This window comes from uncultured Megasphaera sp., from assembly GCF_958350005.1.
In the GTDB taxonomy this organism is placed as follows: Bacteria; Bacillota; Negativicutes; order Veillonellales; family Megasphaeraceae; genus Megasphaera.
This window is the reverse complement of record NZ_CATWFF010000052.1, coordinates 1-11935: the sequence shown is the minus strand read 5'-3', so window position 1 is coordinate 11935 and position 11935 is coordinate 1. Positions and strand designations below refer to the sequence as shown.

Genomic DNA, 11935 nt, shown 5'->3' with positions numbered 1-11935 from the left:
CTGTATAGTAGTATATATAAACTATTTCTGTCGTTACAATATTATACAATCAGGTGATACTATCGTGTTAAAAATTGCTGCCGTAACGAATCATGAGCTTGCCAAGACGAACTATTGGGATCAGCTGGAACAAATTACTGCTTCTGATGTAGACTACGTCATTTTACGTGAAAAAACATTATCTGAAGAAGAATACACCGATTATGCCAAAAAAGCACTGCGCCTGTGCAATATGCACGGCAAAACCTGTGTACTTCATCATTTTGGAAAGGTGGCCGTCCGCCTGCGCGTGCCCCGCTTCCAGTGCTCTCTGGAATATCTGGAAACCCATTCGTCCCTGTTATACTACATGACGACCCTGGGCGTTTCCGTCCATACGCCGGAAGAAGCCAAGCGGGCCGAAGAACTGGGAGCGACGTACATCATGGCCAGCCATGTGTTCCCGACGGACTGTAAAAAAACGCTGCCTCCTATTGGCCCGGAAATGGTAAATGCCATTTGTCAGGCCGTGTCCATTCCGGTATACGCACTGGGCGGCATTACGCCCCAGACGGTGCAGAAACTCCATGACACGCCTATTACGGGCGTTGCCCTCATGTCCGGTCTCATGACCTGCCCTGACGTGCCGGAATATATTCGTGAACTGCGGCAGTAACCGTTCAGGAAGGTGTATTTCATGAACCAGGCTTATATTATCATTGATATGCAGAATGACTTTATTGACGGCGCGCTGGGAACGAAAGAAGCCCAGGCCATTGTGCCCCGCATTGACGCAAAGATTATGGCCAGCAAAAAAGATGAAACGGTCCATACAGATCTCATCTTTACGCAGGACACCCACGGCGATGACTACCTGGATCGGCAGGAAGGGAAAAAGCTCCCTGTGCCCCACTGCATCCGCGATACAAAGGGATGGCAGATCTGCCGGCAGCTCCTGCCGTATACGCTGTTTGCCACGGTGCTGGAAAAGCCGACTTTTGGCTGCACCGACCTGATTGAAGAAGTGGCCGATTATGACCGCCTCGTCCTCATGGGCCTGTGCACCGATATCTGCGTCATTTCCAACGCCCTGCTGCTGAAGGCCTTCTACCCGGAAAAGGAAATCTGCGTCGACAGTTCCTGCTGTGCCGGCGTAACGCCGGAACGGCACCAGACGGCACTGAAAGCCATGGAAGCCTGTCAGATTGACATTCTATAATACTGCTGTTATAAAACGCAGGTTCTCTGCCCAGGAGAGCCTGCGTTTTTTCGTGTCAGAAAAATTCCTACAGAAAAATCAGAATTTTTCCTATACCGCCAGTACAGCCTGGCCGATTATAATACATTATATCTAACATGTTTAAACCATTATAATACGGTATTGGCGAAAGGAGTTTTTCAGTATGCTTAATGTATTATGGCAGTTCTTTAAAACCGGCCCGGACATCGCCCAGATTTCTGACGCCGATGAGGTAAAGAAAAAGTTTAACGCTATGCGCTGGCGCGTCTTTGCTTCCATTACCATTGGCTACGCCTTTTATTACATCATCCGGCAGAGCTATTCGGTCATCAAAAAGCCTCTGCTGGCATCGGGAATTGTAACCCCAACGGAAATTGGTATTATTGGTTCTATTTTCTTCATCACCTACGGTCTGGGTAAATTTACGAACAGTTTCCTGGCAGACCGCATGAACAACAAGCGCTTTTTTTCATTTGGCCTGTTTATTTCGTCCCTGACCATGGTCGGCATGGGTCTGGTGAATTCCTTTGTTCCCCTGGCCATTCTCTGGGGCCTGAACGGCTGGTTCCAGTCCTACGGCGCCGGCCCGTCCATTGTCGCCCTCAATCAGTGGTTCAGCAACAAACAGCGCGGCACCTTGTACGGCGTCTGGTTTACGAGTCATAATCTGGGCTCTTCCTTTGCCTATTTTGCTATTGCCGCCATCGTATCGGCCTATAACTGGTCTATGGGCTTCATTTCGGCCGGCATTATTTCCCTTATCGGCACGGCCTTTATTTACTTCGGCATGAGCGACCGTCCGGAAACACAGGGCCTGCCCAATGGCGCCGTCTACTACGGCGAAAAGACGCAGGAACAAATTGATGCGGAAAAGAAAAAATCTGTCGGCTCCATGCAGTGGAATGCTGTCGTAAAAAATCCGGCTGTCTGGATTCTCGGCCTGTCATCGCTGTGCGTATACATTGCCCGCTACGCCGTCGAAAGCTGGGGCGTCGTCTACCTGACTTCCCAGAAAGGCTATGACATCATGGGGGCTGCCGGCGTTATGGCCTACATGCAGGTCGCCGGCATCTTCGGTGCCCTCCTGTGCGGCGTCATTTCGGACAAGTTCTTCAATCACAAGCGCAATGCACCGGCCCTGATCTATGGTATTCTCTATTCCCTGTCCATTGCCGGCTTCGTCTGGGCTCCCCAGTCCTTCACGATGGACATGCTGTGCATGACCTTCTACGGCTTTACCATGGGCGCTCTGGTCTGCTACATGGGCGGCCTCATGGCTGTCGATATTGTGCCGAAACGCGTTACCGGCGCAGCTATGGGCATGATCGGCCTGCTGAGCTATGCCGGCGCAGCTATTCAGGAATTTATTACAGGCAAGCTCATGACCATTACTGTCGTAGGCGGCGAAAAGGTCTATGACTTCGGCCTGGCTACGGAATTCTGGGTCGGCGCAGCCGTCGTTTCCACGCTCCTGGCCCTCCTCGTCTGGAACGCCAAACCCAAAGAAGACTGATTCCCATCAATTCACAACATAGGATGCATAATGAAGTCCCCCATCAGGGACGCTGCACCAAGCACACCGGGAACGGCAGTAACTGCTGCTGTCTCCGGGGTGCTTTTGTATTATATTAATCTATTACGTGCTTTATTAACGCTGCATTAACATATTTTCCTGTATACTACGGATATATTTAATTCTTTTTACAGGACAAGGAGTTCCCTTATCATGACCCACTCGTTCATCGCCTTAGTGCAGGAAACATATCCCGACGTATGGATGCGGTTTATAGAACACATGAATATGACAACGCTGGCTGTATTCCTCTCTATTCTCATAGGCGTTCCCTTAGGCGTCGTCATTACCAAAAACCGCCGCCTCGCCCGCCTGGTCATTGGCACAGCCAACATCATGCAGAGCCTGCCCAGCATTGCCCTGCTCGCGCTGGCCATTCCCCTGGTCGGCATTGGCGAAAAACCGGCCATTCTCATGGTAATCATCTATGCCCTGCTGCCGATCATCAAAAACACCTATACGGGCCTGATGCGCATTGACGCCCATGCCCTGGAAGCAGCCGACGGCATTGGCCTGTCAACATGGCAGAAACTGCGCTATTTCGAAATCCCCCTGGCCATGCCCTTTGTTATGACAGGCGTGCGCATCAGTACTGTCGCCGCTGTCGGCACCATGACCGTTGCCGCCTTTGCCGGCGCCGGCGGTCTCGGCTGGTTTATCAACATGGGGCTTATCAGCCTCAATGCCGATATGGTACTGCTCGGCGCCATTCCGGCGTCGCTGCTGGCCCTGCTCCTCGATTATGCCTTCTCCCACGCTGAAGCCCTGCTCGTATCAGAAGGCCTAAAAAAGCCGGGGGAAGTGCGGAACCACCGTCCCCGGCAGAAGCTCAAAAAAGCCGTCGTCGCCAGTATCTGCGCCCTCCTGTTCCTGCTGCCCATGGCTCATCAGGGCTACGGCTGGTACCGCACGGCAACGGAGAAAAAAATTGTCATTGGCACGTCCAATTTTACAGAAGTACTTATTTTAGGATATCTGTATGAAGACCTGGTCACGCATTACACGGATATCCGCGTAGAACGGCGATTTAACCTGAGCGGAGCTGCCTTCTGCTTCAGTGCCCTGACTCACGGCGATATTGACACCTTCGTCGGCTATACGGGAACCGTGCTGATGAACGTCCTTCACGAGCCGCTGAACTCCGACCCTGACGCCGTCTACAGACAGGTACAGCATACGCTGCTGACGCGCTACGACGTCGTTACGTCCAGGCCGCTGGGCTTTAACAACACCTATGTGTTCAGCGTGCGCCCTGAATTCGCCCAGGCCAACGGGCTGACTGCCATGAGCGATCTCCTGGCCATGGCCGACACAACGACCCTGGGCTGTACCTCTGAATTTCTCCACCGCGAAGACGGCCTGTCCGGGATTGAATCCCGTTTTGGCGTTCACTTCGGCGCCGTCCGGCCTATGGATTCTACCCTGCGCTATCAGGCCCTGGCCAATGGCGACGTCGACGTTATTGATGCCTTTTCTACAGATGGACTGCTGAAAAAAATGAATCTCCAGCCCCTTCCTGATGACGTGCATTTCTTTCCGCCTTTTTATGCCGTCGCCCTTACGCGGGCCGATCTCTTCGACCGCTATCCGGAACTGCAGCCTCTTTTTGCCAAATTAGACGGCCAGATTTCAGAAGAAGACATGCGGGCCATGAATTACGCCGTCGACGTAGACGGACAGGACCCGCATCAGACAGCGCGGGAATTTCTCATCCGCAAAGGCCTGCTGCCGCAGTAACTGCTGCATCTTTCAGGCCCATACTCTCCCGTTCATGATGGGAGAGTATTTTTTTATGCCCCTATTTTTTGCAATCTTTCCTGTCTATACCGTATAATAAAATAAAGGATAGTTCGTGATACAGGAGGGTTAGCGTATGAAGGGTGCAAAATGGGTAGGCTGCTTCGTCCTGGCACTGGCAGCATGTATTCTCGTATATGCTGCCGGATGCCGCAGGACCGACGGCGCCATTGACTTCACGCAGTCTCAGCCTCAGCAGGCTCAGACCAGTTCCACCGCAGAAGCGCCGCTGCGCATTGCCTTCGCCTCCGTCATTTCCCCGAAAGAAACGCGCCAGTCCTACCAGATTATCGTCAACTATATTGCCCGGAAGCAGGGACGGCCTGCCGTGCTGATTCAGCGCCGCTCTTATGAAGAACTCAACAAGCTGATGAGCAGCGGCGGCGCCGACATTGCCTTCTTTTCCACAGGCGCCTACTGTGCTTATCAGAATGTGCCGCCTGCAGAACTGCTGGCCATGGCCGAAACGAGTGGTTCCGTGTACTACAGCACGTACCTGATTACCGGCGCCGACACGGATATTACCGATTTCAGTCAGCTCCAGGGCCGGACCTTTGCCTTTACGGACCCCCTGAGCTATTCCGGACGGCTGGCAGTCGATTCCCTGCTCAGTGAGCGCGGGACCTCAGCCAGTACGTATTTTAAGCGCTTTTTCTATACCTATAATCACGATAAATCGATCTGGGCCGTAGCCAACCACCTGGCCGACGGCGCCAGCATTGACAGTCAGATATACGATTTTGTCCGGCAGACCAATCCCCAGCTGTGTCAGCAGATCCGGATCTTTGCCGTCCTGCCCGAGGCGCCTACAGGGCCGGTCATTATGCGCAGGGACCTGCCGGAACAGGAAAAAGACAAGCTGCGGCAGATTTTTTACACCATGCATACTGATCCGTCCCTGCAGGAGGCGATGAAGTCCATCCAGATCGACGCCTTTGTGCCGCCTGTGCCCGGCGCCTATGACGAGCTTCGCCGCCAGTATGCCCTGCGTATGCACCGCACCGGGAGGCCTGAATGAAAAAATACAGTCTGTACGTAAAATTTAACGTCCTCATTGTGGGCGCCATTTTTATCTGCGGCGTCCTCATTGGCAGTCTCATGCTGTACACGACGCGGACGCAAATGGAGCGGGAGCTGGACACGGCAGGCCTGGAAATCGGCCAGGCCCTGAGCACAGCCATAGGCGACGACATCCTTCTGGACGACCGCTTCAGCATTACAGAGCAGCTCGTACATATTCAGACCGTAAACAGCCAGATCCGCTATATTATGGTCACCTTGCCAAACGGACACATCATAGCCAGCACCTTTACGGACGGCCTGCCCCAGGGCCTGCCGCCAGTCCGTCAGCGCCGGCCGGACCAGAAGACCGACACCATGCTGTTCGACAGTAATGAAGGAATGATCCGGGAAGTGCTCTATCCCATTGACGACGGCCTGATCGGCTATTTCCGCATTGGCCTGACTGAAGGGCCCATGTCTGAACTCATGCGCCGTCGCTTTGCGGAAATCATCACCCTTGTCCTGCTGATCTGCCTGGCCGCTTCCTGGCTGGCTACGCGCTTTGCCCACAGTTTTCTAAAGCCTATTCGCACCATGTCCCTTGCTGTCCGCCAGCTGGGACGGGGCAACTACTGCGTCAAAGTAGAGCCCCAGGCAGATGACGACATGGGCCGTCTGGCCCGGGCCTTCAACACCCTGTCTTCCCGGCTGTACGCCAGAGATCAGGAAAATTCCCGCCTTCTCCAGACGCTGCAGGAAAAAGAACGGCTGCGCATGCAGCTCATCAGCCAGCTCTTTTCGGCCCGGGAAGACGAACGGCGGCGCATTTCCCGGGAACTTCACGACGAAACAAGTCAGTCCATGGTTTCCATGCTGGCTTATTTGCGAATTATCCGGGACCGTATCCCCGATGCATCTGTACGGGAACTGGTGGAAAACGTAAGTACCCTGACGAAGGAAACCCTGGAAGGACTCCGGCACCTGGCCGTCAATCTGCACCCGCCTCTGCTCGACGATCTGGGTCTGGTTGCGGCTATGGAAAAATATCTGGATACGTTCCGCCGGGCCCAGCCCCAGATAGAGGTTACCTTCGTTCACGACGGCGACTGCACAGACCTGCCCCGCCCCGTTTCCCTGCTCTGCTACCGCATGATGCAGGAAGGGCTGACCAATATTGTCCGCCATGCCAGGGCCACAGCCGCTCATATCTCCCTTGCTGCGACAGACAGGACACTGACCTTGACCATTACCGACAACGGCATTGGCCTCAGCCGGGATATGGCCGAAAAAGCACGGCTCGATAATCACCTGGGCCTGGCCAGCATGCAGGAACGGACAGAACTGCTCAGCGGAACCTTTCAGATTTCCAGCCTGCCCCAGGGCGGTACGGCAATCTGCATTACCCTTCCGCTGAAGGACGTGTCATTACAAGGAGGAACAGATCATGCCAATTAAACTCTTACTGGCCGATGACCACCGCATCTTGCGGACAGGACTGAAGCTGCTCCTTGCCTCGCAGGATGATTTCCAGGTCGTCGCCGAAGCTTCCAACGGGGTGGAAACGCTGGAAAAACTGCAGTCTGCCGACGTTGACGTAGTCCTGCTGGACCTGTCCATGCCGGTCATGGGAGGCCTTGACTGTCTGCGGGAAATCCGCCGCCGCCACCTGCCGGTAAAAGTACTCATTCTGACGATGTACAGCGAAAACCAGTATATTAAAGAACTCATGACCCAGGGCGCCGACGGCTATCTCTGCAAAGACACGATTGACACGGAACTGTTTCAGGCCCTCCGCACCGTCGCCCAGGGCGGCCGCTACCTGAGCGCCGAAGATACGCATATGCTGCTGGACAGCCTGATCGCCGGGCCGCCGGACACAGCCCTGGAAGAACTGTCCTGCCGGGAACAGGAAGTACTGCAGTATCTGGTCCGCGGCTACTCCCTCGGGGCCATTGCCGATGAACTGTTTATTTCCATCAAAACCGTATCAACCTATAAAACGCGGCTCATGAACAAACTGCACTGTGCAACCAAAGCCGATCTGGTCGACTATGCCATCAGACATGATCTGCTGAAATAAATGCTTTCCAACAGCCTGCATAGTACCTCTTTCTACAGGGGAACGATGCAGGCTGTTTCCCGTTTTTCCCTGTTTTCCGCCGTTTCTAACAGAAATATTGCAATCTTAACGTACTCTTAATCATATCCCTCCTATATTAAGCCTGCCTTAACGTTATTTGTCGTATGATACATAAATGCAGTACAACATGCTGCCTGTTATAAGCAAAAGGAGGCTTATGATGATTACCTTTTCAAAAGTAACAAAATCCTACAAGGATAAGCTCGTCCTCCATTCCATCAACCTGACAATCAAAGACGGGGAATTTATGGTCCTCATCGGCTCATCAGGCTGCGGGAAGACGACGCTGCTGAAGACCATAAACAAGCTGAATGACATCAACGGCGGCGACATTTCCATTGACGGCGTATCCATAAAGAAACAGGACAGTATTGGCCTGCGCCGCCGCATTGGCTACGTTGTCCAGGATGCCGGCCTGTTTCCGCATATGACCATTGCCGACAATATCCGCATCATCCTGACCATTAACAACTACGATCCCAAGATGATCGACGCCCGCATTGACGAACTGCTGTCCATGGTCGAACTCGATCCGGCAAGTTACCGCAATCTCTATCCGTGCCAGCTGTCAGGCGGCCAGAAACAGCGTGTCGGCGTAGCCCGCGCCTTTGCGACCAACCCGGACATTATCCTCATGGATGAACCTTTCAGCGCCCTGGACCCCATGACCCGCAGTGACCTGCAGGATTCTATCGTAAAGCTGCAGAAACGGTTCCATAAAACCATCGTCTTCGTCACCCACGACATGGACGAAGCCATTAAAATGGCCGACCGTATCTGCATCATTCAGAACGGCTTCATCGTCCAGTGCGACACACCAGAAAATATCCTGAAAAAACCGGCCAACGACTACGTAAAGACCTTTATCGGCAAGAACCGTCTCTGGTCCAATCCGGAATTCATCAAAGCCCGGGACATTATGCTGAAAAACCCGTGCTCCATTTCGTCAGACCGCACGCTCATCCAGGCCCTGCAGGTCATGAACCACGCCCGCGTCGACAGCGTGCTCGTCACGAATCACCGCAAGCTGGAAGGCATTATCTGGCTGTCTGACCTGAAGGACTTCAAGTCCTACAGCATGCCGCTGACTGATTTCATTTCCCATGACTACCAGACGGTTACGGAAGATACGACGCTGAAAGATATTATCAACAACGTTGACTACACGTATTTCAACATCATCCCCGTCGTAAACGACGCCCAGGAAGTAACTGGGTTCCTGACAAAAAGCCGTTTGCTCCTCGTATTGAGCCGTCAATATCAAACTGCCAGCACTAACGAAGGAGGAATTTTGTCATGACCAGTTTCTTTGCCTTATTACTCGCTAAGTATCCAGATGTATGGATGCGGTTCATGGAACACATGAATATGACGACCATGGCCGTATTCCTGTCAATCCTCATCGGCGTGCCCCTGGGCATTGCCGTTACGAAAAACAAATCGGCTGCCAATATCGTCATCGGCATTGCCAACCTGATGCAGAGTATTCCCTGCATCGCCCTGCTGGCCTTCTCCGTTCCGTTCGTCGGCATTGGCGAAAAGCCGGCTATCATCATGGTCATCGTATACGCCCTGCTGCCGATTATTAAAAACACTTACACCGGCATCATGAGCATTGATCCTCATACGATGGAAGCAGCTGACGGCATTGGCCTGTCGCCGTGGCAGCAGCTCATGAAAGTCGAACTGCCTCTGGCCATGCCCTTTATCATGGCCGGTATCCGCATCAGCGCCGTTGCCGCTGTCGGCACCATGACCATTGCCGCCTTTGCCGGCGCCGGCGGTCTCGGCTGGTTCATCAACATGGGCCTCATTGGGCTGAACATCGACATGGTTCTCCTCGGCGCCATTCCGGCTTCTATTCTGGCCCTGCTCATCGACTACCTTCTGTCCCAGGCCGAAAGCCTCCTCGTTCCGGAAGGCCTGAAACCGGCTGCAGAAATTACCAACGACAGCCAGTCCAATCATACCTTCAAGAAAGTCGTCGTCTCTGCTCTGTGCCTGGCTCTGGTAGCCGTACCGCTGGTCAACAAAGGCTACACGTACTACCAGACAGCTTCACAGAAGAAGATCGTCCTCGGCACGTCCAACTTCACGGAAGTCTTCATTCTGGGCTATATGTATGAAGACCTTATTGAACACTACACGGACATCAAGGTAGAACGGCGCTTCAACCTGAACGGCGCAGACTTCTGCTACAGTGCCCTGAAAAACGGCGACATTGATACGTTCTGTGAATATACGGGCACAGCCCTTATGAACTTCGCCAAACTGCCGATGGATTCCAATCCGGACAAAGTATACCAGGAAGTACACGATACGCTGAAACAGAATGACAACGTCGTCGTTTCCAAGCCTTTCGGCTTCAACAACACCTACGTCCTCAGCGTACGGCCCGAATTTGCACAGCAGCATAATCTGACGAAAATGAGTGATCTCCTGGCTATTGCCAACGACGTTACCCTGGGATGTACGGCAGAATTCCTGCAGCGTGAAGACTGCCTGCCAGGCCTGGAAAAGAAATATGGCGTTCACTTTAAAGACGCCAAGGCCATGGACGCAACCATTCGCTATCAGGCCGTTGCCAACGGGGAAGTTGACGTCGTCGATGCCTTCTCTACAGACGCACTGCTGAAGAAGATGCAGCTCAAGGAACTGCCTGATGATATGCAGTTCTTCCCGCCTTTCTATGCCGTATCGTTTACGCGTGCCGACGTATTTGAAAAATATCCTGAACTGAAAGACGTCTTTGCAAAACTGGACGGACAAATTACAGACGAAGAAATGCGGAACATGAACTATGCCGTCGATATTGACGGACAGGATCCGCATGAAGTCGCCCATGCATTCCTCGTAAAGAAAGGCTTGCTGCCGCAATAACCAGTTCTGTATGACTGTGTATTGACCCGTAAAAAGCCCCATGTTTCATGGGGCTTTTTACTTATATCTAGCTGTAAAGGAGAGTCTGTATGAACCTGTCTATTCCCAAACAATACCGTTCCGTATTCGACTGGCGCGTCCTGGGCTATATCCTGGGCGGATCGCTGCTGTATTCTATTGGCTTCAACGTATTTATTCTTCCCTGCCACCTGTACAACGGCGGCTTTCTCGGCATTTCCCAGCTCCTCATCTGGGTCGTCGATACCGTAGCCGGCCTGTCCCTGAGCCAGACGAACTCCATTGGCGTCATCTACTTTCTCCTGAATCTGCCGCTGCTGTACATCTCCATGAAGCGCTTTGGCGGCGATTTTATCGTCAAGACCATTCTCTGCGTCATCGCCTACAGTGTGCTCCTCAGCCTTGTCCCCATTCCCGATCACAGCCTGCTGCCGGAAAACATTACCGCTGCCGTTGCCGGCGGTATTTTATGCGGCCTTGGCGCCGGCATTACCCTCCTGTCCAAGGGAAGCGGCGGCGGTGAAGAAATACTGGGCCTCCTGCTCATGCAGAAATACAAGAGCATGAGCGTTGGCAAAGTATTTACAGTCATCAATATCTTCGTCTTTTCTGCGTGCATGGTCATTTATGACATTTCCTCGGCTGTATACTCCATCCTGTTTGCCGCAGTCACAGCCGTCGTCATCGACCGCGTTCACCTGCAGAACATTACCATGACCATGATGATCATCACGAAAAAAGAAGGCATGGAAGACCTGATTTTCGAAAAAGTACATCGCGGCGTAACGACCATTCAGGGCATCGGTGCCTACAGCGGCGAAAAGACCAATATTCTCCTCACTGTCGTCGCCAAGAACGAAGCCATTATCCTGCGCAAAGTCCTCTGTGAATACGACGAAAACGTCTTCATCATCGAAGATGAAAGCATCAATGTCGTAGGCAACTTCAAAAAACGGTTATAATATGAGAAGCATAGCGGTCATCCTACATGGATGGCCGTTTTTTTATTGCTCTATTCCAGGTTATGGAATAAATATCGCCAAAATTTACATGCTCGCAAAGCATGTAAATTTTATTATCATAAGCATTAGACATGTTTATGGCCATGCGTTACAATACAATCATCCAAGGAGATAAAACACTAAGGCGCCTGAACCATGAATGTACCTGTATTCCACAGAAAGGATGTATTGCATATGTTAAAGAAAAAAGTTTCCCTCTTCGTACTGGCTGCTGTTTCTGTTATGAGTGTTTCTGCCTTTGCCGCTTCTGTACCGGTTTTCAGTGAAAACGGCAGCTATAAAGC

10 protein-coding genes are annotated in these 11935 nt (G+C 52.5%); all 10 read left to right on the top strand.

Translation table 11 applies throughout. The features are described from left to right. The first annotated feature begins 64 nt into the window (after nt 1–64). The gene (locus tag Q3886_RS04600) at nt 65–655 is read left to right on the top strand and encodes a thiamine phosphate synthase (RefSeq protein ID WP_301859994.1); all 591 of its coding nucleotides are present in this window, start codon (nt 65–67) and stop codon (nt 653–655) included. Between the two features lie 21 nt (nt 656–676). Beyond that, complete coding sequence (locus tag Q3886_RS04595; RefSeq protein ID WP_301859993.1) at nt 677–1198, top strand: cysteine hydrolase family protein; 522 nt, start codon at nt 677–679, stop codon at nt 1196–1198. A 184-nt stretch (nt 1199–1382) separates the two neighbouring features. Next, entirely contained in the window at nt 1383–2732 is a 1350-nt protein-coding gene (locus Q3886_RS04590) for an MFS transporter (protein WP_301859992.1), read from the top strand. 213 nt (nt 2733–2945) lie between these two features. Continuing rightward, nucleotides 2946–4529 carry a glycine betaine ABC transporter substrate-binding protein gene (locus Q3886_RS04585; RefSeq protein ID WP_301859991.1) on the top strand — a complete coding sequence of 528 codons (1584 nt, stop codon included), beginning with the start codon at nt 2946–2948 and terminating at the stop codon, nt 4527–4529. A gap of 136 nt (nt 4530–4665) precedes the next feature. Continuing rightward, on the top strand, nt 4666–5607 hold the full coding sequence (gene phnD, locus Q3886_RS04580; RefSeq protein WP_301859990.1) for a phosphate/phosphite/phosphonate ABC transporter substrate-binding protein: 942 nt from the start codon (nt 4666–4668) through the stop codon (nt 5605–5607). Continuing rightward, nucleotides 5604–7046 carry a sensor histidine kinase gene (locus Q3886_RS04575; RefSeq protein WP_301859989.1) on the top strand — a complete coding sequence of 481 codons (1443 nt, stop codon included), beginning with the start codon at nt 5604–5606 and terminating at the stop codon, nt 7044–7046. The genes phnD and Q3886_RS04575 overlap by 4 nt, the downstream gene beginning before the upstream one ends. Then, nucleotides 7036–7671 carry a response regulator transcription factor gene (locus Q3886_RS04570; RefSeq protein ID WP_301859988.1) on the top strand — a complete coding sequence of 212 codons (636 nt, stop codon included), beginning with the start codon at nt 7036–7038 and terminating at the stop codon, nt 7669–7671. Before Q3886_RS04575 ends, Q3886_RS04570 begins: the two co-directional genes overlap by 11 nt. A gap of 217 nt (nt 7672–7888) precedes the next feature. Beyond that, nucleotides 7889–9031: an ABC transporter ATP-binding protein gene (locus tag Q3886_RS04565; RefSeq protein ID WP_301859987.1), complete on the top strand. Its 1143-nt coding sequence runs from the start codon at nt 7889–7891 to the stop codon at nt 9029–9031. Beyond that, nucleotides 9028–10611 carry a glycine betaine ABC transporter substrate-binding protein gene (locus Q3886_RS04560; protein ID WP_301859986.1) on the top strand — a complete coding sequence of 528 codons (1584 nt, stop codon included), beginning with the start codon at nt 9028–9030 and terminating at the stop codon, nt 10609–10611. Before Q3886_RS04565 ends, Q3886_RS04560 begins: the two co-directional genes overlap by 4 nt. 89 nt (nt 10612–10700) lie before the next feature. Further along, complete coding sequence (locus tag Q3886_RS04555) at nt 10701–11591, top strand: YitT family protein (RefSeq protein ID WP_301859985.1); 891 nt, start codon at nt 10701–10703, stop codon at nt 11589–11591. Nucleotides 11592–11935 lie beyond the last annotated feature (344 nt).